25 protein-coding genes, 1 pseudogene and 1 riboswitch are annotated in these 21,100 nt (G+C 36.3%); of the genes and pseudogenes, 15 read left to right on the top strand and 11 right to left on the bottom strand.

Annotated elements, in window-relative coordinates; genetic code table 11:
- Positions 1-29: 29 nt before the first annotated feature.
- The gene (locus tag LZ480_RS08300) at positions 30-470 is read left to right on the top strand and encodes a BrxA/BrxB family bacilliredoxin (RefSeq protein WP_241368942.1); all 441 of its coding nucleotides are present in this window, start codon (positions 30-32) and stop codon (positions 468-470) included.
- A 73-nt stretch (positions 471-543) separates the two neighbouring features.
- The gene (locus tag LZ480_RS08305) at positions 544-1,500 is read left to right on the top strand and encodes an aromatic acid exporter family protein (protein WP_241368943.1); all 957 of its coding nucleotides are present in this window, start codon (positions 544-546) and stop codon (positions 1,498-1,500) included.
- A 22-nt stretch (positions 1,501-1,522) separates the two neighbouring features.
- Here LZ480_RS08305 and prli42 read toward each other — a convergent pair whose 3' ends face one another.
- Positions 1,523-1,618 (bottom strand): stressosome-associated protein Prli42, encoded by a 96-nt coding sequence (gene prli42 / locus LZ480_RS08310; RefSeq protein WP_241368944.1) that lies wholly within the window; start codon positions 1,616-1,618, stop codon positions 1,523-1,525.
- A gap of 116 nt (positions 1,619-1,734) precedes the next feature.
- Here prli42 and mce point away from each other — a divergent pair, with 116 nt between their 5' ends.
- On the top strand, positions 1,735-2,148 hold the full coding sequence (mce, locus tag LZ480_RS08315) for a methylmalonyl-CoA epimerase (protein ID WP_241368945.1): 414 nt from the start codon (positions 1,735-1,737) through the stop codon (positions 2,146-2,148).
- Positions 2,149-2,150: 2 nt separating this feature from the next.
- The gene (locus LZ480_RS08320; protein WP_241368946.1) at positions 2,151-3,710 is read left to right on the top strand and encodes an acyl-CoA carboxylase subunit beta; all 1,560 of its coding nucleotides are present in this window, start codon (positions 2,151-2,153) and stop codon (positions 3,708-3,710) included.
- 89 nt (positions 3,711-3,799) lie between these two features.
- Here the strand turns inward: LZ480_RS08320 and LZ480_RS08325 are convergent, their stop codons facing one another.
- Positions 3,800-4,186, bottom strand: coding sequence for a general stress protein (locus LZ480_RS08325; protein ID WP_241368947.1), 387 nt, complete (start codon positions 4,184-4,186; stop codon positions 3,800-3,802).
- Between the two features lie 102 nt (positions 4,187-4,288).
- Here LZ480_RS08325 and LZ480_RS19870 point away from each other — a divergent pair, with 102 nt between their 5' ends.
- From LZ480_RS19870 to LZ480_RS08345, 5 genes and pseudogenes are all read left to right on the top strand, one after another.
- A complete protein-coding gene (locus LZ480_RS19870) occupies positions 4,289-4,420 on the top strand; it encodes a hypothetical protein (RefSeq protein WP_255731347.1) in 132 nt (43 codons plus the stop codon).
- A 12-nt stretch (positions 4,421-4,432) separates the two neighbouring features.
- A pseudogene (locus LZ480_RS08330) lies at positions 4,433-4,720 on the top strand (TlpA family protein disulfide reductase); the annotation flags it as partial.
- Positions 4,721-5,102: 382 nt separating this feature from the next.
- Complete coding sequence (locus LZ480_RS08335; protein ID WP_241368949.1) at positions 5,103-5,531, top strand: MarR family winged helix-turn-helix transcriptional regulator; 429 nt, start codon at positions 5,103-5,105, stop codon at positions 5,529-5,531.
- Positions 5,532-6,725 (top strand): MFS transporter, encoded by a 1,194-nt coding sequence (locus tag LZ480_RS08340; RefSeq protein WP_408641603.1) that lies wholly within the window; start codon positions 5,532-5,534, stop codon positions 6,723-6,725. It begins immediately after the preceding gene.
- 88 nt (positions 6,726-6,813) lie between these two features.
- Positions 6,814-7,215, top strand: a complete 402-nt coding sequence (locus LZ480_RS08345; RefSeq protein WP_241368951.1) for an HIT family protein — start codon at positions 6,814-6,816, stop codon at positions 7,213-7,215.
- 43 nt (positions 7,216-7,258) lie between these two features.
- Here the strand turns inward: LZ480_RS08345 and LZ480_RS08350 are convergent, their stop codons facing one another.
- From LZ480_RS08350 to LZ480_RS08385, 8 genes are all read right to left on the bottom strand, one after another.
- A complete protein-coding gene (locus tag LZ480_RS08350) occupies positions 7,259-7,759 on the bottom strand; it encodes a hypothetical protein (RefSeq protein WP_241368952.1) in 501 nt (166 codons plus the stop codon).
- A complete protein-coding gene (locus LZ480_RS08355) occupies positions 7,740-7,952 on the bottom strand; it encodes a helix-turn-helix transcriptional regulator (RefSeq protein ID WP_241368953.1) in 213 nt (70 codons plus the stop codon). Before LZ480_RS08355 ends, LZ480_RS08350 begins: the two co-directional genes overlap by 20 nt.
- A 111-nt stretch (positions 7,953-8,063) precedes the next feature.
- Entirely contained in the window at positions 8,064-8,312 is a 249-nt protein-coding gene (locus tag LZ480_RS08360) for a hypothetical protein (protein WP_241368954.1), read from the bottom strand.
- On the bottom strand, positions 8,296-8,835 hold the full coding sequence (locus tag LZ480_RS08365; RefSeq protein ID WP_241368955.1) for an RNA polymerase sigma factor: 540 nt from the start codon (positions 8,833-8,835) through the stop codon (positions 8,296-8,298). The genes LZ480_RS08360 and LZ480_RS08365 overlap by 17 nt, the downstream gene beginning before the upstream one ends.
- On the bottom strand, positions 8,819-9,205 hold the full coding sequence (locus LZ480_RS08370; RefSeq protein ID WP_241368956.1) for a group-specific protein: 387 nt from the start codon (positions 9,203-9,205) through the stop codon (positions 8,819-8,821). The genes LZ480_RS08365 and LZ480_RS08370 overlap by 17 nt, the downstream gene beginning before the upstream one ends.
- An 11-nt stretch (positions 9,206-9,216) precedes the next feature.
- Entirely contained in the window at positions 9,217-9,963 is a 747-nt protein-coding gene (locus LZ480_RS08375) for an ABC transporter permease (RefSeq protein ID WP_241368957.1), read from the bottom strand.
- On the bottom strand, positions 9,960-10,673 hold the full coding sequence (locus LZ480_RS08380) for an ATP-binding cassette domain-containing protein (protein WP_241368958.1): 714 nt from the start codon (positions 10,671-10,673) through the stop codon (positions 9,960-9,962). The genes LZ480_RS08375 and LZ480_RS08380 overlap by 4 nt, the downstream gene beginning before the upstream one ends.
- Before the next feature lie 117 nt (positions 10,674-10,790).
- Positions 10,791-12,074 carry a Na+/H+ antiporter NhaC family protein gene (locus LZ480_RS08385; protein ID WP_241368959.1) on the bottom strand — a complete coding sequence of 428 codons (1,284 nt, stop codon included), beginning with the start codon at positions 12,072-12,074 and terminating at the stop codon, positions 10,791-10,793.
- An 89-nt stretch (positions 12,075-12,163) separates the two neighbouring features.
- A riboswitch (SAM riboswitch) is annotated at positions 12,164-12,263 on the bottom strand.
- 137 nt (positions 12,264-12,400) lie between these two features.
- On the opposite strand from LZ480_RS08385, the gene LZ480_RS08390 reads away from it, so the two are divergent.
- The 5 genes from LZ480_RS08390 (at position 12,401) to thrS (ending at position 18,694) form a co-directional block, all read left to right on the top strand.
- A complete protein-coding gene (locus LZ480_RS08390) occupies positions 12,401-13,291 on the top strand; it encodes a hypothetical protein (RefSeq protein WP_241368960.1) in 891 nt (296 codons plus the stop codon).
- An 11-nt stretch (positions 13,292-13,302) separates the two neighbouring features.
- Entirely contained in the window at positions 13,303-13,887 is a 585-nt protein-coding gene (locus tag LZ480_RS08395; protein WP_241368961.1) for a GNAT family N-acetyltransferase, read from the top strand.
- A 159-nt stretch (positions 13,888-14,046) separates the two neighbouring features.
- The gene (locus tag LZ480_RS08400; protein WP_241368962.1) at positions 14,047-14,820 is read left to right on the top strand and encodes a Cof-type HAD-IIB family hydrolase; all 774 of its coding nucleotides are present in this window, start codon (positions 14,047-14,049) and stop codon (positions 14,818-14,820) included.
- A 268-nt stretch (positions 14,821-15,088) separates the two neighbouring features.
- Complete coding sequence (gene cdaS, locus LZ480_RS08405) at positions 15,089-15,709, top strand: sporulation-specific diadenylate cyclase CdaS (protein ID WP_241368963.1); 621 nt, start codon at positions 15,089-15,091, stop codon at positions 15,707-15,709.
- Positions 15,710-16,762: 1,053 nt separating this feature from the next.
- On the top strand, positions 16,763-18,694 hold the full coding sequence (thrS, locus tag LZ480_RS08410) for a threonine--tRNA ligase (RefSeq protein WP_241368964.1): 1,932 nt from the start codon (positions 16,763-16,765) through the stop codon (positions 18,692-18,694).
- A 215-nt stretch (positions 18,695-18,909) separates the two neighbouring features.
- On the opposite strand, the gene LZ480_RS08415 is transcribed toward thrS, so the two are convergent.
- Positions 18,910-19,575 (bottom strand): 2OG-Fe(II) oxygenase, encoded by a 666-nt coding sequence (locus LZ480_RS08415; protein WP_241368965.1) that lies wholly within the window; start codon positions 19,573-19,575, stop codon positions 18,910-18,912.
- Positions 19,576-19,911: 336 nt separating this feature from the next.
- Between LZ480_RS08415 and LZ480_RS08420 the strand changes: the two genes are divergently transcribed.
- The gene (locus tag LZ480_RS08420) at positions 19,912-21,063 is read left to right on the top strand and encodes a cation:proton antiporter (protein WP_241368966.1); all 1,152 of its coding nucleotides are present in this window, start codon (positions 19,912-19,914) and stop codon (positions 21,061-21,063) included.
- Positions 21,064-21,100 lie beyond the last annotated feature (37 nt).

The following is a 21,100-nucleotide window of genomic DNA, read 5'->3' on the forward strand; positions in this document are numbered from 1 at the left end:
AGGGAATAATGAAAGGGGCTATAAAGCTTATGAATATGGATTATGATTTATTTATGCAACAAATTACAACAACAGCACGTGCAGAAATGGAAGCAGCGGGGTACGAGCAATTACGTACACCAGAAGATGTTGAAGATGCTTTCGCACGTAAAGGTACGACATTAGTAATGGTGAATTCAGTATGTGGATGTGCAGGCGGTATCGCTCGTCCAGCAGCAACACACGCTGTACACTATGACAAACGCCCGGACCATTTAGTAACCGTGTTTGCTGGTCAAGACAAAGATGCAGCAGCAGCGGCACGTTATTATTTCGGTGAAGATCATATTCCTTCATCTCCATCATTTGTTTTATTAAAAGATGGACAAGTTGTAGCAGAAGTAGGTCGTTACGAAATCGAAGGCCATGAACCAATGAGTGTTGTAACAAATTTACAAGGTCATTTTGAGGAATATTGCGAAGAAGTATAAGCGGTAGATGGAGAGTGGTGCGCGAAATTTGCGCACCTAACTCACTTTGTCATAGGAGGAGCGCTTTTCTAAAATGAAAAAGTTTTCTATTGGCTATCGTACACTGAAAACAGCATTCGGAGCTTCTATTGCAATAGCAATTGCACAATATTTTGAACTGCAGTTTTTTACAGCTGCCGGCATTTTAACAATTCTATGCATTCAGCCAACAAAACGAAAATCGGTACATGCCGTTTATACACGTATCGTTTCTTCACTTGTTGGAATGGCTTTTGCATTTGTATTTTTCGAAATATTTGGTTATTATCCGGTAGTATTAGGCATTGTATTGTTGCTGTTTATACCAACTATTGTCTCGCTTGGAGTAGCAGAAGGCTTCGTGTCGAGTGCCGTTATAATGATGCACATCTATTTAACAGCTAACTTTACGCTCGATTTATTCTTGAATGAACTCGCAATTATGGCAATTGGCTTTGGAATGGGGCTCATAGTCAACATGTATATGCCGGATATTCAAAAGGGCATTATAAACCATCAATCCAAAGTGGAAGAGCTATTTAAGAAAATTTTAGCTGAAATTGCAAGTTATTTACGTAACGGTGATACATTATGGGATGGTAAGGAATTAATTGAAGCGACAAAGACTATTAATGCAGCAAAAGCATTAGCCTTCAAAGACGTACAAAACCATCTAACGCGTAAGGATAATATTTACTATGTGTATTTCGATATGCGTGAAAAGCAGCTAGAAATTATTGAACGTGTATTACCGAAAATTACTGCATTGCCTGTTATGACAGAGCAAGCACCACTCATTGCTACATTTTTGGAAGATTTAAGTGAACATGTTCACGGGGGAAATACCGCAAGTCATTTTTTAGAGAAGTTGGATAAAGTGAAACAAGAGTTTGCGAAAATGCCATTACCAGAAAATCATGAAACATTCCTAGCAATGGCTGCGATGTATCAGTTTATCGAAGAAATGGATGAATATTTGGTTATCAAGCAATCATTTAAAGGGTTGAAATAAAAAATGGATGTAGACACATCCATTACATGATTGCGGCTACACCCATTGCAATTGTTGAGATTAACATAATAATAACCATTGAATATACGACGATTTTTTGGAATTTTTTATTGCTCATATATTTCGCTCCTTCATATTGAACTAGTAATAGTTTAACAAATCTCGAAGAATTCTCAAGTACAAATGATTTTCATCATCGAAATTTTTATATTTTATTATAGGGGAGCTATCATTGTGGAAAAAGTAGATCATATTGGTATTGCAGTACGAAATATCGAAGAAAGAATTACATACTACACAGAAACGTTAGGCTTAAAATTATTAAAAGTAGAAGAAGTTGAGTCGCAGCAAGTGAAAGTTGCCTTCATCGATGCGGGCAATGTGAAAATCGAGCTATTAGAACCAATGAGCGATAAAAGCGCAATCCATGGCTTTTTAGAAAAACGCGGAGAAGGGATTCATCATGTTGCTTTCGGCGTAACGGGGATTCGTGAGCGCATGGCTGAACTTCGCGAAAAGGGTGTTCGTTTATTATCTGACGAGCCTGGCCCTGGTGCTGGTGGCGCAGAAGTAGCGTTTTTACATCCTAAAGACTCGTATGGTGTACTTTATGAATTATGTGATAAAAGCGGAAAAGGGGACAAATAAAAATGACAATTACACTAGATATGTTTGATAAAATTAATGAGCTTTATGACCGTAAAGAAGTAATCCAACTTGGTGGCGGTGACGCTCGTATCGAAAAGCAACACGAGAAAGGTAAAATGACAGCTCGTGAGCGTATCGAAATGCTTTTAGATGATGGTACATTTGTAGAGATTAACCCATTCATCACGCACCGTACTGTAGACTTCGGTATGGAAAAATTAGAAGGTCCTGGTGATGGCGTTGTTACTGGTTTCGGTAAAATTAACGGTCGTAACGTATACTTATTCGCGCAAGACTTCACAGTATTTGGTGGCGCACTAGGCGAAATGCACGCGAAAAAAATCGCTGCGGTAATGGATTTAGCTGCGAAAAACGGCACACCATTTATTGGCATTAACGATTCAGGCGGCGCGCGTATTCAGGAAGGCGTACTTTCATTAGACGGTTATGGTCATATTTTCTACCGTAACTCAATATATTCTGGTGTAATTCCACAAATTTCAGTAATCATGGGGCCATGTGCTGGTGGTGCGGTTTACTCTCCAGCAATAACGGATTTCATTTTAATGGTTGATACAACGTCTCAAATGTTTATCACAGGTCCTAAAGTAATTGAAACAGTAACAGGTGAGAAAATTTCAGCTGAAGGCTTAGGTGGTTCAAAAGTACACAACGCAGTATCAGGGAATGCTCACTTCCGTGCAGAAAACGAGGAAGCAGCCATTGCGCAAATTCAGCAATTACTTTCTTACCTACCACAAAACAATAAAGAAAAAGCACCAAAACAAGCTGCTCCAGAAGGGGACAACTTCCGTTCAGAGCTTGTTGATATCGTGCCAATCGATCAAACTAAATCATATGATGTGCGTAAAGTAGTTGAGCAAGTAGTGGACGAAGGTTCGTTCATGGAAGTTCAAAAAGAATTCGCTAAAAACATCGTAGTAGGTTTCGCACGTATCGCTGGTGAGTCTGTAGGTTTAGTATGTAACCAGCCTAAGTTTTTAGCTGGTGGTTTAGATATTGATTCATCTGATAAATTAGCTCGTTTCGTTCGTACATGTGACGCATTCAACGTACCTGTAATTACTTTCGAAGACGTTTCTGGCTTCTTCCCAGGTGTAAAACAAGAGCACGGAGGTATTATCCGTCACGGCGCGAAAATCCTTTATGCTTACTCGGAAGCTACTGTACCAAAAATTACAGTGATCTTACGTAAAGCATATGGTGGTGCTTATGTAGCATTAAACTCAAAATCAATCGGTGCTGACTTAGTATTTGCTTGGCCAAATGCTGAAATCGCGGTAATGGGTGCTGCTGGTGCGGCAAACATCATCCACGCGGGTGAAATTGCGAAATCGGCTGACCCAGAAGCAACTCGTGCAGCGAAAATTGAAGAATACAAAGAAAAATTCGCTAACCCATATGTAGCTGCATCTCGCGGTATGGTTGACGATGTAATTGATCCTCGTGAAACACGTATTAAGCTAATCCAAGCATTAGATATGCTTTCTACAAAACACGAAGATCGTCCATACAAAAAACACGGAAATATTCCACTATAAAAATTGTCAAACCCTTTGCTGTGTATTTTCCAGCAAGGGGTTTTTTTCAAAAAAAAGATGATACGATTATTCGTACCACCTCATATTTGTTAATCCGTAGCGTTCGTTGTATTCCACGCGGCATTTGCCTTATTTGGTCGTTTTTCGAGTGGGTGTTCGTGCTCTGCTATTAAAAAGTAAGCACCTTGTTCAATTCCATGACCATAATGTGCGCGTTCTTCTTTTGATAACTCAAAACTTCGTAAACACACTTCGTATAAATTTCCACGAGAGAACAAGCTCCAAAAATGATCTACCAGATTGCCTGCTTCATGAACATGAATGTCGGTATACATCTTTAACGAGAGTAAAGGTTTAATATTTTTTGCGAATACATGGATTTCGAATTCAGAGAAGCCGTGCGCACGCATGCTATTCAACTTTTGTAAAGCCTCTTCCAATGAAAACACTAAAGCAACCTCACGTCGATACTCCATTACCTTCACATCCTAATGTTCTTTTAAATATTTTATTGTTTTACATGAAGAGTTGGAAGTGATTTTGATGAATTTTGATTGAAAGTTGCATGAAATACGACTATGAGCGATTTTGAAATTAATAAGCAAGAAACGGCTCGTAAGGCAATGGAGCTACAAACAACGACAGGGGAAATGTACCGTATCTCGGAGCAGGATGAATCGTATGTTATTGTCAATTTCTTTGCGACATAATGTCTACCGTGTAATGCGGAAATGCCCCATCTACAAAGCTTTGCAACAAAGTTATCTGAGAACTCACAGCTCATCGGGGTCAATTTAACAAAGCGCGATCATGGAGAAGAAGCGTTACAAAAATTTGTAGAAAAGTTTAGCATCACATTTCCGATTTTACTCGATGTAGACGATATTTTTGGGGAAAGCTATGGTGTCATATCGATTCCTACGACAGTTGTGTTAAAGGATGGAGTTGAAATTCATCGTTTTGTTGGCCCGGTGAGTGAGCAGCAATTACGGAAACTGGTGGAGAACTAAAGATAAGCTCGAACAAATTAAGAAGCATTTGTTCGAGTTTTTTCTTTTATAACAAACCATTCACGGATAAATGCACCGATTACAAGGGAACAAATGATTACTATTAGTAACGATATAAATTTCACAAACAGATAGGGTGAATACAGCAGTTGGACACTACTCCCACTGATACCAATTCCATTAAAAATACATCCTAAAATTAATTGTTTTTTTGCTCTGTCTAGATTCATATAACCACCTCAAATGAAATCCAAATATATACAATTATACTATTAGGCAACTACAAAGACCGGACAATGTTTGTAAAACCATTGTTTTTTTTAAGAAAAAAAATTATAATGAAAATACTTGTCATAGACAACTATTTTTGTGAGGTGATTAGATGCATGTACACAAGCAATTATTTTTTGAATTGATTTTAACGTTTCATCCATTTGCGCGGCAGCTAAATGCTTATTTAGAAACCTATGAGCTACGTAGACCGGAATGGGCAATTCTTTATTTGTTTATCAATGATCCGGAACTGTCTTTAACCGAAGTTGGGCAATTTTTAAATATGGATCAGGCAAATGTCACCCGGGCAATAAAATATTTAGTAAAGATTGGATACATTGAATTGCAGCCATCAAAAGTGGACCGTCGTAAAAAGGATATTTTTATAACAGAAACTGGTCGGGAAGTTTATGAAATACTGCAGGCAGAAATCAAACAATTTGAGCTAGGACTTGTAGAAGGATTCACAGAAGAAGAGTTGGCGATTACACAGCGTACACTCGAAACAGTTCGTGCGCGTTTACTACAGAAAGAGTAGGTGAGGAGTTTGAATTCCAAAAAAGAGCCATTATGGACAAGAAATTTTATAACAATCGCGATTGTAAACTTTATTATTATTATGATTTTCTACTTGTTAATTGTAACAATCGCACCGTATGCAGTTAAAGAGTTACATGCCTCGACTGCACAAGCAGGACTCATTTCGGGAATTTACATTGTTGGGGCACTCATTGGGCGGTTAATTACAGGGCGTGTCATACAAAATGTAGGTTCGAAAAAAATATTAAAGATTGGCTTAGCGTTATTTGTATGTACACTACTCTTATATTTAATACCTGCTGGGATTTCCGCGCTTTTAGTTATTCGTTTAGTAAACGGGATTGCAGTGGGGATTGCATCAACAGCTACAGGAACAATAATTGCGCAAATTTTACCTGCGACTCGAAAAGGTGAGGGAATTGGCTACTATAGTATGAGCTCGACTCTGGCAACAGCAATTGGACCGTTCGTTGGGTTAATGTTAGCGCAGCATATTTCATATTTTGTTATATTCCTAATTTGTTGTGCATTTGGTGTTATCGCATTTTTAGCGGCACTAACAACTTCTATTGCGACTCCAAGCAAAAAACCAACGGCTTCAACGAAAAAAGGCTTCCATATTGGGGATTTTATTGATTTAAAGGCTCTACCAATAGGTATTTTAATTATGCTATTTGCACTTGGCTATGCAGGGATTTTATCGTTTATTAATTTCTTTGCCGAAGAACGAGATGTTGTAGCAGCTTCGAGCTTATTTTTCTTTGTATATGCTGTAGCGCTCCTAATAACACGTCCATTTACAGGGCGTATTATGGATGCAAAAGGGGCAAACATTATTATGTATCCAGGCATTGTGTTGTTTGCTGTCGGCTTACTTTTATTAAGTACCGCGCATTCATCATTTACATTGTTACTAGCAGGTGCGATTATTGGGATAGGTTACGGGAACGTTGCCTCTTCATTCCAAGCGCTTGCAATTAAAGTGACATCACCAGAAAATATGGGATTAGCTACGTCAACATACTTCATTGGGCTTGATGTCGGGCTAGGTTTTGGTCCGTATTTGTTAGGTTATTTAGAGCCGATCATTGGCTACGGTTCAATGTATATCGGTTTAGGAATTTTCATTTTTGCATTTTTAATTTTGTATTACATATTGCATGGTCGAAAAGATCATTTATATGTAGGGTAAATAATTTCGGTGTATGGAAGGGGAACTTTTCATATGCCGTTTTTGGTATGTTAAAATATAGAGGATTTTACTAATTGGAGGGAATCAAATGGACTGTGTGTTTTGTGAAGGAATAGAAGATCATCAAGTGTTAATTGAAACTGAAAACTATAAAGTGGTTTTTGATATTGATCCAATTCAAATAGGCCATTTACTAATTATTTCAAAAGCACATTACGAAACGCTATTAGAAATAAATGAGGAGCTATTAATTGAATTACTGGCAATTCAAAAACAAATGATTGCTTTATTAGAAAAGGAATTTCATGTAGATGGGGTTAGTATTATTCAAAATAACGGAGAAATCATGGACAAAGGCACGCATTTTCATGTACATGTTGTTCCACGATATCATGACGATCACTTTTGGGCTAACCAACAAGTTGTTGACAAGCCGCTTTCTATTGATGAACTAGTAAAGGAGTTAAAGCATTTAACACGAGGAAATTAAATAAAAACGGCTTAAATTGCTGGTTCATTTAAGCCGATAAATTTTAATCATAATGCTTTTCCAACTTTGATTTAGCAAAGTAATACATCGCCACACCAAAAACAGCACCACCGATTGTCCAAATAACAAGGTCAATCCAAGAGAACATGATTTCATCTCGAGAGATAAAGGGCATTAAATATTCCATCCAGAATATCATCATCAATCCCCAGCTAATTCCTGCGAAAGTCGCAGAACGCTTTAATTTACGTACATTCATTTCATATTCTTCAGGAGTTGCACAATCGGTTACCATCCATTCTTTTTTGTTGAGACGGATCATGATTAGATAGGAATAACCAATATTTACAACAAGTAAAACCGGTGACATAATTGAAAATGTTTGTTGAACGAGATCGATGATAAAACTAATCATCATGAGTAGCATCGTCATGTAATACAGAAGGATACCTGTAAAAGCAAGCTCCTTATAGATTTCTTGTTGTTGGTATTCATCACGTTCATCAATTGCACCAATAAAATGGTTAAAGATTTGATGTTTCATCGTTTTCACCTTCCCAAAATAATGTGTTTAAATCGGTTTGTAATGCTTTTGCTAATGAAATACATAACGCTAATGTGGGATTGTATTTATTGTTTTCGATCATGTTTAGCGTTTGGCGTGCGATGCCAATTTGTTTAGCGAGTTCAATTTGAGTAAGCTGTTGCAGCTTGCGAAATTCTCGTACACGATTCAAATAATCACCGCCTATATATGTCAATTATATTAGACATTATTAGGGCGAAAAAAGCCATCACCTGTGAACATTCAGTCGTGATGGCTTCATAATCGGGCGATAAAAATGATGTTAAAACAGTAAAATGCCTTGTAGGATGGCAAAAAAAACTCCGGCTGCTAATGGGAAGAGCTTTAAAAAATGAAAGCCCCCTGTACTCTCAGATAGCTTCTCTAATGGATCCGACGCGGGGGAGCCTAAAAAGCGAATGAAGCGTTGGAATGGCGATTGCTTGATCGCGAGCTTTTTCGTCGGTATCTTCACTTCATAATGATCGAGCCATTTTGCTAGCTCTTCTTCTTGTTTAATATCCTCTTTCATGCCCAAAAGCCTCCTTTAGTTCAAGTTTTAATGATTTCATGGCATGATGCAAGCGTGATTTTACCGTACCTACAGGAATGCTTAATATTTGTGCAATATCGTCCATCGGTAAATCGTCATAATAGGCAAGTAAAATGACAGCGCGCTGCTTATCTGGTAAGTTCGAAATCGCCGCTTGAATAACAAGGGTTTCATCAGTTTGCAGTTGCTTTTTTTCAGTAGGTACTAAAAAAGGTAATAGTGTTTGCCAGCGTTTTCGACGATTTAATTTATTGATGAGTAAGCGGTAGCCGATTTGAAAAAGGTAGGACTTTACGGTTCCTTTTTCAGTGTGAAAAGAATGCTTTTTCTTTTGCAGCAATTCAAACGCATCGTGAACGGTATCAACACTTAGTTGCTCGTCTTTCGTATAGCGAAACAAAAAGCAATACAGTGGTTCGTGAAGCCGCTTATAAATGATAGATAATGCCTCTATGTTACCATGTTGAAACTGCTCCATCAATTGCTCATTCGTCTGGTTCATTTACATCACCAAACTGAGCTTTTATACATTTTAGTGTTGAAGAAATGCGTGTTATTAAATAGCCAACAATGACAATGACCCATGCTTGTGATTGGTTGACAAAAAATTGGACGAAGGGATTTTCTATTGTGTATTCAAATGATAGTAGAATGTTCAAAGCCTGCACACAAAGTATAGTATAAATGGCTAAAACGAGTGTTAATGTATCAAATACATTCCAGCGTAAATAAATTTTGGTTTTTTCATAATCGATTTTATTCGTAATCTTATGACGAAATACGTATTTTTTGTTGAATGGAATCATGATCGTTAAAATAATGATCGTCCAAATCCCAATAGCAATTAAAGAAATAATAAATCCTAAACCCAAAACAATCCATCCTATCTATATAATTTTTTCGCAAAAACGGCTAAGCATGTACAAATGACGCTTAAGATGATGACATATTGATAAATTGGTAACCAAGTTTGCGAATGTAGCTCAAGTTGGACTTGCAATGTATCGGTTAAATAAAGCATTGGATTCCAAGCTAAAAATGAATAATAGTCCTGCGGCTGTTTGTCGTTTAATGTTAAAAACATGGAAGGCATCGTAATCGAAAACATAAAAATAAGCATGATTGGCGTGAGCAGACTTTGTGCGGTTTTTCCATTTTTCACGACACCTGCAATAATAAAGCATAGTGGGTACATCGCTAGTAATACAAAATTGCAAATGACGATAATTGAAATAATAGCCTTCAATGAAATCGAAATTAATAGTGCATAGCCAATTAACATGAGAATCAGTGCCACATTCATTAATAAAAATACACCAAAACCCATTCCAATAAAATATGTAGCCGGTAATATATTCGTGCGTTTTAACCAATGTAAGGTATTATTTGCTCGTAAATCCGCTAAGTAGACCGTAGTAAGTGAAAAGGCAAATGCAAAAATTAGTAGCATAATCGAAATCGGTAAAAATTGTCCTTTAATCATATAATCCAATGTTTCAGGGCTATCTTTTATCGCAAGTGAGCAGCCCCATGAGCATAAAATGAAAACAAATGGTGTCACAATATTGCCGAAGAAAACACCTGCGTTGCGAATAGATTCTAAGATATAGCTTTTTGTTATGTGTATCATCGTACAGCACCTCCTAATACTTGGCCAGTAATTTCAAAATAAACACCTTCTAACCCTGGGAAAACGGGGTTAACATACTTTTTTTGCAATTCTTTAGAAGAACCAATTTCAATGAAATGACCATCCTTCATGACACAAACAACATCAAATAAACTTTCGAAGCCAGCAATCTCATGGCTAATAATAATGAGGCATTTGTCATTTGCTATTTCACCTCGTAAGTATGTAATAAGCTGCTTTTTCTTTTTTAAATCTAGATCCGCGAACGGTTCATCTAATAATACGACAGGCTTATTTAACAAAAACGCTAAATACAATGATAGGGCTTTTCGTTGGCCCCCAGAACAATTTTTAATAAGCGTTTTTTCAAAATCAGCTAGATCTAATATGTCGTAAAGTTCTTTAACATTTGCAGGCTGATCTAGGAGCTTCGTAAATAACGATATCACCTCATGTACTTTTAAAAAGGTGTAGCTATCAAAAAACTGGTATTGTAAAGCAGCTAAATCAGCAACATTTTGTTCACCGTTTAATGTAATGGATCCCCCATTAATTGGTTCATCGCCCACTATACATTTAAATAATGTCGACTTACCTGCTCCGTTTTCGCCAAGCAATAAATAACATTGCCCAAACTCAAATGAAATTGATAAATTTTGGAGCACTGTCTGAGAAGCATATGCTTTATTAACATCGTGTAATTGTAACATGTAAAAAACCTCCAATTATTTTATTTAAAAGCTATACAAATGAGCGCTCAGAAAAGTTCAAAAATTTTAAAAATAAAAAATCCGCAAACAAGTTTTCACTCGTTCGCGGACTTTTCATTAAATCTGTTTTTTTGCCTTCGGATATCCAATTAAAATCGCGATCACGCCACATACTCCAACTAAAATAGAGTAATACGAGTATTGCATCATTAAAATAGGGGAAATACCTGCAACACTAGCGGCGACTAAAAATTGTGCGCCGTATGGAATAATGCCCTGAACGACACAAGAGAAAATATCAATAATACTTGCAGATTTGCGCGGCTCAATCTGATACTGATCCGCAATATTTTTTGCTAATGGGCCAGCAATCATAATAGCAATCGTATTATTCGCTGTTGAAAGGTCTGTTAAACTTACAAGACCCGCTATCGCAAATTGAGCTTCTTTTTTCGATTTGATTTTTCTTGTCACAATATGGACGATAAAATCAATCCCACCGTTATGTCGAATGACTTCTACCATCCCACCAATTAATATTGCTAAAAATGCCATTTCAAACATGCCACTCATACCGGTTCCAATCGCTTGCACGAATGACATAATGGAATAGCTCCCATCGATTAGACCAATGATTCCAGCTAAAATAATGCCACTAGCTAACACAGTGAATACATTAAGACCAATTAATGCAAATACAATGACGAAGATATATGGCACTATTTTATACAATTCAAAGGTTGTATATTCCACTTCCGCCGACGCATTTAATGTCAATATGGCTAAAATTACACATGTTACAATCGCTGCAGGTAAAACGATGAAAAAGTTCACCTTAAATTTGTCCTTCATTTCCGCACCTTGCGAACGAACTGAGGCGATCGTCGTATCGGAAATAAACGATAAGTTATCCCCAAACATTGCACCACCAATAACTGTAGCCATTAAAAGTGGTATGGAAATATCTGTCTGCTCACCAATACCTAAACCGATCGGAGCTAGAGCCACAATTGTTCCAACAGAGGTACCCATCGCAAGTGATATAAAGCACGCGATAATAAATAAGCCGACGACTAGTAAGTTTTGTGGTAAAACTGATAAAGCAAAGTTCACTGTCGCTTCAATCGCACCCATACCTTTAGCCGTTTCAGAAAACGCACCAGCTAGTAAGAAAATTAATACCATTAGCATAACGTTCGGATTGCCTGCACCGTGATTAAAAACATCAATTTTTTTCGCTAACGTTTCTTTTCGATTCATTAAAATTGCAACAACACTAGAAATTGTGATGGCAACAATAACAGGGAAGGCATAAAAGTCATCAAGCACAATGCCCGAACCGATAAATAAAATTAAAAACACAACAAAAGGGATTAACGCCCATGGATTTCCTTTTTGCATTGCTACCTCCAATATAGTTCAAATCATATCGAATACATACAAAAAGCCCCTTCTTAAGTAAACAAGAAGAGGTATGGATTCATATACTCATCTTATCTATCAAGAAAAAATTCTTGCAGGATTTGGCATAGAAATAATTCCGCTGCCGAGACTTCAAAGGGCCCGTCCCTCCATCTCTCATGATAAGAAACTATTCATTTTTAATAAATAAGCTTTAGAATATATGAAAAATTACTATAAGTCAATTTGTTAGTTATTTCTCAATAATTGTTTTATTCAGAAATATCGTTTATTATTTGGATTATACTTCCAAGGAGGATAGTTAAATGAAAATAATACCAACTGCCGATAATTTATCGGCATGGATTGAAAATTATATGCCAAGGAGAGATCTATTTTTTATTAGTGGTGAACTTTATCATAAACAAATCGATTTTTCACAAGTACTTGTTATGCCGATTGAAGAGTTTTATACACATAGCACATACAGTCAAATTGATTTTACAAATAGCTATGAATACTGGAATATCAAGAATGTAAATTATGTAATCGTAGCAAATTGTCAGTGGATAGAGCAAATCCCGACTGAACAGAAACGAATGCTTTTACAAGCACAAGTGCACTGTGAGCGCGGATTAGTGGTGCCCGTAACCTTTATAGATAATATAGAAGAAATTCCAAAAGATTATATACATAATAATCAAGTCGTTTTACAGCGAGCTATGTGGGAATCATTGAATTGGAAGACGAAAGAACAAATATTAAAAACAATGGTTTCACAGTGGTGGGATAATGGGGAATGTGAAAAAGCTCCAGCACTCTTGCCACAGCATTTAAAGCCTTTTACAAATATATTTAGTCATCAGCAAGGAGCAAATTGCTTGGCTGCCGTCTTATATGCAATTTCTAATGGCAAACAGCAATGGATAATCCACGAATGGGTTCATCAAAAAACGTTTTTAGAAAAATTAGCGTTAAGCCAATATGAAATAGTGGATAGTAAAAAACTGATTACAGGTGATGTTTTGGCTTGGCTTGATGACGTAGGAACGATTCAGCATGCCGCCTATTATATTGGTGATAATCTATTTTTTAACAAGCATGGACAAACAATCTTTAATCCGTGGAAGCTACTAGCAAATGAAGCTTTAGAAAAAGAATGGGGATCATTAAAAAGAGTTATTTATAGAAAAATGGTTTTCAATACACAGAATTGAAAGGAGAACTTATGATAATTCGTAACTATACAAAAAAGGACGAACAAGGGTGGCTACGTTGCCGTATACTATCTTTTTTAAATACGGCTTATTTTGACAATGTGCTCCAACAGAAAGAAACATACGAAAATGCAGCAATTGAGCTAGTTGCCGAAATCGACGGGCAAATCGTTGGGCTAATTGATGTAGAGTATGAAGCCACGCCAAAGACAGTATGCACGCAGCAAGATTCAATTGGAGGGATGATTTGGCATATTGCGGTACACCCTGATTATCAGCGCCAAGGGATTGGAGAAGCGCTGCTAAAGGCAGTACTACAACAAGCAAAGGAATTACATATAGAGTATTTCGAAGCATGGACAAGGGATGATCCATGGGTGCAAATGTGGTATGAAAAATATGAATTTGAAAAATCAACATCCTATTATCACGTGTATTTAGAAGGAAATGAAATGAAAAATTTGATGAACGCATCTGTTGATCAATTTTATCCAGTTACAGCTTTTGCTCATTACACAGGGAAGGATCTAGAGCAGTTTCAGCATGTAAAGCGCAAACATGAATGTGTTTGTTATGTGAAAGTGTTTAATCAATAATTGTAGAAGAAGATAGTCTAAGAATAAATCGAACGGACTGTTAGCAGTTTTGTGAATTCGAGGGGCGCAACATGTTTTTAAGTGAAGAAGATAATGATAACGATGAAATATTAAACTTATATAGAATAGTAAGGGAATTATTGCTATAGGAGGGTTAATGTGAAGCACAAGATAATATTCTTTGATGTAGATGGAACCATTACAAATTATAAAGATGGGACTATTCCAGAAAGCACAAAAATGGCGATTAGACAGCTAACAATAAGTGGGATGAAAGTAGTAGCAGCAACAGGTAGGCCATTATCAATGTGTGGTGAAATAGCTGAACTAGGTGTAGAAACATTTATAACGGCTAATGGAGCATACGTAACACATCGAGGGACATGCATTCATAAAACAGTTCTACCTCGTGAAACGGTTAATAAATTTACCAAGTTTGCATCACAAGAACAAAATGCACTTACTTTTTATTCGGAAAAATTACATATGAATGAGGTACAACATCTTAAAGTAATGAAAGCACTGTATGAAACATTGCGGTTAGAGGAATTTCCCCCTATTTATAAGGCAGTAGATCTTAACGAGACATATTTGCTCTGTTTGTTTGCTGATGATATAGATATTGAAAAGTACAAAACCCATTTTCCAAAAATCCACTATAAACGCTGGCATCCCTACATTGTGAATGTACTGGTAGACGAGGTTTCAAAGTCTGTGGCAATTAAAAAAGTGCTCAATTATTTTGGATTGACGAAGGAAGAGGCTATTGCTTTTGGGGATGGAGAAAATGATGTCGATATGCTAGAAATTGTAGACTTAGGTATTGCGATGGGAAATGCAAATGAAGTATTAAAATCAATCGCTAATTTTATTACGAAAGATTCTAGCGAGGATGGTATTGCATTAGCATTAAAGAAGTATAATTTGATTTAATTATTCCATCGATTATTAGATAATACTTCAACAATCGACAAGCACCTCCGTTTAAAAGAGGAGCGCTCTTTTTGTCTACGGAAAAATGATATGTTACTTCTTCAAAAAATCAATCAGCTATTTGCTAGCTATCTACTTTAGTTATTCACTAACTTAGCCATCGTAACACATAAATTGAATAAATAATTTGGTGGTGGACAAACTTTATTCAGATCGATTTATGATAATTTAAATAATTTGAGTGAAGTAAAAAGGAAGGTGTATTTTCGTGGAGAATGTAGGTTGTGATTTTTCACCGATGGAGCAATCATTAAAAGAGGATATTCGCAAAGTCATAAATGCATTACAAAATAATTTAGATATGATGGGGGATGGAAACTATTGTCTTCTTGGAGATTTTGAGAAAATAAAAGATGAGTTTTTGTCTATTGAGATGAAAGCTGCTACATTTTATTTAAACTGTTACTTATCCCCATTTACGGATAAGTACCCAGAAATATCAATTTGTGTGCAGAATATGTCAAAAAGGAGACATGGAGGGTTAATAGTAATTCAACGAGAAGACTCCCTTCAATCTTTGTTGAAGCCAGGTATTCCAATTGGAGCAGAATTAACTCATTCGTTATTAGAATCAATTTTTTTTTCTGGAAATCCACTTCATGATGGTGCTGTAGTTGTCAGTCAAAATCATATTGTTTCTGCGGCTAATGTCCTTCCACTATCTGATCGATACACAGGAGAGAAAAAACTTGGTACACGACATCGTGCTGCACTAGGACTGTCGGAACAAAGCGATGCCCTTGTACTCATAGTATCTGAAGAAACAGGCAGAGTTTCTTTTGCAAAAAGCGGAAATCTTTATCCTATAATTAATCAAGGATCGTTTTAAAAATGTACGTGGGCACTATGGTAACTAATATACGATTAGGTTCGTAAATATTTCATTAGTTAAGGTTTAATGCATAATAAGTGAATTTTTGCTATCGCTATTATTCAAGTATAGTAACGAAAAAGAATGCGTACCAAAAGAATGCATTTGAGAAATTCCTTCTGTTCGATTCACCATATAAACTGATTTATTAAGAAATGATGTCTATTCAGATTCATTTCTTTTTACATTTTAATAGAGATAACCATTTATAGCCTTTTTCGCATAAGAGCAATGTACACCTGCATTGATTGTTGTTGTCCAAAGAAAAAAACATCCACATTTTTTAACCAAATTCTAAAACTGCTTTATAAATCCTTCTTTATAAATCCTTCTTCATGTTTGAAAATAGCCACATATCAATTGTCCATTCGGTTTCTTCTGCTTGATAAATGATATTAAAATAATGACCATTGAAGTCTGATATTGAAATATGGTTAAAAATTCAAGAAAAATTATAAAACAAGCCAAGCCCATCATACCAACAAATGTAGGGCTTATTTTCTGCAAATTGCAAAAAGATGTGATTGACAATATTTTGAAAGTACGTTAGATTAATACCTAATTTCAATTTAAAAAGCAATGAAAAGGATATGAATCGTTTTAGTGAAGATTACAAGAGAGGGAAATCACCGGCTGAAAGTTTCCTAATTGGACGAATCGATTTACTCCCTTTGAGCTGCGCTAGGAAACTAGTGACGTGTACAGGCGTTATCTGTATCAATGAGCTACTGATGTAAAAATGCAGTAGGAATTTGGGTGGAACCACGGGTATTCAAACACATATTCGTCCCTTTGAGGATGAGTATGTGTTTTTTTATTATTAGTCAGCCAATGAAATGACATTGGCTGATAAGTAATAGGCTCCCAGCGGATGTCACAGAGTTATATATGAGTTTTATAGATGAGGTCAGCTTAAAAACATCACATCATGTGGCCCTAAACTCGAAAAATATCTGGACGGAATTTCGCAGGGGAGAATTGAATTACCAATAAAAGAAAAGGAGAGGTAGTATGTCAAATCAAGAAGTAGCAATTCAATTTCCAAATGGCGAACAAAAACGTTTTGCCAAAGGTATTACGCTAACCGAAATCGCCAAATCGATTAGTCCAAGCTTAGCGCAAAAATCAATCGTAGGTGGTGTAAACACAACGACAACCGATTTGACACGACCGATTCTAGTGGATGCTGAAATTTCTCTGTATGATGCTGTGTCTCAACAAGGCTTAGCGGTACTTCGTCATTCAACTGCTCACTTGCTAGCACAAGCAGTTAAGCGATTATATCCAGGTGTAAAATTGGGTGTTGGACCGATTATTGAAAATGGATTTTATTATGATATTGAGATGAGCCATACGCTCGTGCCAGAAGATTTAGGTGCTATTGAACGTGAAATGAAAAAGATTGTGAATGAGAATTTACCAGTAGTGCGTAAGGAAGTAACGCGAGAACAAGCAAGTCATATTTTTGAAGAAGATTACTTAAAGCTTGAGCTATTAGAAGCGATACCGACTGAAGAACTCGTAACAGTTTATGAACAAGGAGAGTTTGTCGATTTATGTAGAGGGCCACATGTAGTGTCAACGAATAAATTACAGTACTTTAAACTGATGAATATTTCCGGTGCGTACTGGCTCGGTGATAGTAACAATCAAATGCTACAGCGTATTTACGGCGTGGCGTTTGCAACGAAAGAGGATATGCAAGATTATTTCGTGTTCCTGGAAGAAGCCGAAAAACGTAATCATCGTAAGCTGGGAAAAGAGCTCGATTTATTTATGTTCTCTGAAGAAGCACCAGGTATGCCGTTTTATTTAGCAAATGGGCAAATTATTCGAAACGAGTTAGAAAATTTCTTACGTAACTTGCAAACAAGCTATGACTATAAAGAAGTGCGCACACCACTAATGATGAATCAACGCCTGTGGGAGCAATCGGGGCATTGGCATCATTACAAGGAAAATATGTACTTTACGCAAGTGGATGAGCAAAAATTTGCGCTTAAACCAATGAACTGTCCAGGACATATGCTCATTTACAAAAATGATTTGCATTCGTATCGTGATTTGCCAATACGTATGGCGGAGTTTGGGCAAGTGCATCGCCATGAATTTAGTGGTGCACTAAACGGGTTACTCCGTGTGCGTACTTTCTGTCAGGATGATGCGCATATTTTCGTAACTCCTGAGCAAATCGAGGGTGAAATTACATTAGCATTGCAAATTATTGACCATGTATACAATGTATTTGGCTTCGAATATGACATTGAATTGTCTACACGCCCGGATAATTATATGGGTGAACTCGCCTTATGGGACAAAGCAGAGCAGGCACTTGAAAACGTGTTAAATCAATTAGGTTTCCCTTACAAAATTAATGAGTGTGACGGCGCATTTTATGGACCAAAAATAGATATTCATATTAAAGATGCAATAAAACGAAGTCATCAATGTGCGACTGTACAGCTTGATTTCCAACTACCAGAGAAGTTTGATTTAATGTATGTGAATGAGGACAACGAAAAGGTACGTCCTGTTGTGATTCACCGAGCAGTCTTTGGTTCCATCGATCGTTTTCTTGGGATTTTAATCGAGCATTTTGGTGGTGCATTCCCATTGTGGCTTGCACCAAAGCAGGTACAAATCATAGGCGTTTCTGATGTACATAAACCGTACGTCGAAAAAGTACTACATGATTTACGCCAAGTAAATATACGTGTGTCAGTAGATGAACGAAATGAAAAACTAGGTCGTAAAATTCGTGATGCACAAATGCAAAAAGTCCCATATATCTTAGTTCTAGGTGATGAAGAGCAACATGAGGGCTCTGTAACAATTCGTGCACATAAGCAAGAGGGTTTAACAAAAATGTCCATTGGGGCATTTGCCGAATATGTAAAAGAAGAGATTGAACAGAAAAAATTACCGAATTTCGCAAATGTATAAAAGTCGAATCATCAAAAGATAGTTGGGAGCTTATTTTCGAATTGAATCAACTGAAAATATCTGAAATGTGGGGAGAAACATTAGAGTTACAAGGTGTGACAGGAAAAATAATAGCTAATCAAATAAAGGCTATTAAGGAATTTAAAGTGAGATAACGTTGTAAACACAAAAAGTAAGCAAAATCTGCTTGCTTTTTGTGCTTAAACATATTGAATTTAAATATTATTACTAATTTTTTGTCGTCGAATCCATTGAGTGGCAATCCATTTCTCACCTTGAGTAACTGGCGCACCACCGTGTAATGTAAGTTCATTTAATTGCACATCGTTGTAAAAATACTCAAAGTATACAGCCATTCCTTTTTTAGGAAATACAGATAGGTTTAAATTAGGAAAATACGTTTGCCCGCCTTCCTCGACATCATTTAAGTACAAAACAAATGTAGCAATACGATTGTTGCTAGCAGCTTTACTCGTTGAAGCGAAGTAATCGAAGTGTGCTTTATATTCTTGTCCTGGTAGGTAGTTTATAATATGTAATCCTTCTCCATGATCGATCGGGATGTCGATAATAGATGCAAGTCTTTTTTCAATTTGCAAAACAATTTCATTGTTCGTATCTGTTAAAAATACACCACTACTTGTTCGAATATCATTCACTTCCCGTGAACTACCAGTTTTTGAACGTTCAAGACGGTCTTTTGATAATTGAATAAGTGCGTCACACTCCCCATCATCTAGAACCGAACCTAATACAATGACTAATGGTTCATCGAATTTAGCGATGATTTCAATTTCTCTGTCGACTGTAGTAATTTTATTTCCACTATGGTTAAAGATAGTGGTTTCTTTAGTAAGTATTTCTGAATCAATTTTTGCCAATACACATAACCTCCTTGATTTGGTTTTTTTTATTTCTACAAAACTTTTTGTATTCCCTTTAATTTTTTGTATAAAATGGTAAATTTTTTTGAGGACTTTTTTTGGTAACGGATGGGGAGAACATAATTCCATGTAAGGATAATCAATTTCCTAAGTATATTTATTTGTTAAATAGGCAACACAAAAGACATTCAGTAAAATTAGTTTACTTTTTGATAGACTTTGAATTTGTTTGTATGTTATTTTTGACGTAAGAAAATATAATATGCAAGACAAGGTGGAGCCGTAGTCAACTATGGCCCCACCTTGTCTTTTTTGTGTTGGAGGAGGAAAAATATGTTTATTTTACAAATTGCACTTGTTTTGTTTGCTACAAAATTAGCAGGTCATTTGGCTGCGAGGTTAGGGCAGCCTTCTGTATTAGGAAAAGTCCTTGTAGGAATTATATTGGGTCCAGCTTTATTGGGGTGGATTCATGAAACAGAATTATTAACGACATTCAGTCAAATTGGTGTTCTTTTATTAATGTTTTTAGCGGGACTTGAAACAGACTTGCAAGAAATGAATAAAAATAAGAAGGCAGCCATTTATGTGGCATTTGGTGGTATTATTGTACCCATTATTTTAGGATACTTTGGTTCTCAATATTACGGAATGTCTGTTGGCGAATCGGTTTTTATTGGTTTATTATTATCGGCAACATCTGTAAGTATTTCAGTTCAAGCATTGAGAGAGCTGGGTTGGTTAAATAGTAAAGAAGGTTCGACATTATTAGGTGCAGCAGTATTAGATGATATTGTTGTTGTTGTTTTAATTGCAATTGCGATGAGTGTTTTTGCAGGCTCTGATACAAATGTTGGCTTACTTATTGGAAAGAAAATTTTATTCTTTGCTGTGCTAATTTTAATTTCAAAATGGGTGATTCCACACTTCATTCAATTATTTACAAAGTTCAAAGTAACTGAATCGGTATTAAGTGCAGGATTAATAATTTGCTTTGGTTTATCTTATTTTGCAGAAATTTTAGGTATTGCAGGAATTATCGGTGCATTTTTTGCAGGGATCGCAATCGCTCAAACGAAATTTAAAAAAGAAATTGAACATAAGGTAGAGCCGATTGCCTATGGAATTTTTGTTCCATTTTTCTTCGTGAGCATTGGATTAGCCGTTTCATTTGATGGAATTGGTGATCAAGTTGGGTTTATTTTCATTTTCTCTATAATTGCTATTTTATCTAAATTTATTGGATCTGGCGCCGGTGCAAAATTAGCTGGATTTAATACAAAATCATCAATGGGTGTCGGTGCTGGGATGGTGTCTCGAGGAGAAGTGGCATTGATATTAGCTGCCATGGGATTAGAGAGTGGCTTATTGCCGGCGAATTACTATACAGCAATGATCATTGTCGTAATTGTAACTACAATTGTTACGCCGCTATTATTGAAACTAATTTTCGGCAAAAGAAATACACAGGAAATAGTAAAATAATAAATTGTTAAACGTAATTTACTCTAGTTACGTCTAA

Source organism: Solibacillus palustris, from assembly GCF_022549215.1.
GTDB lineage: Bacteria > Bacillota > Bacilli > Bacillales_A > Planococcaceae > Solibacillus > Solibacillus daqui.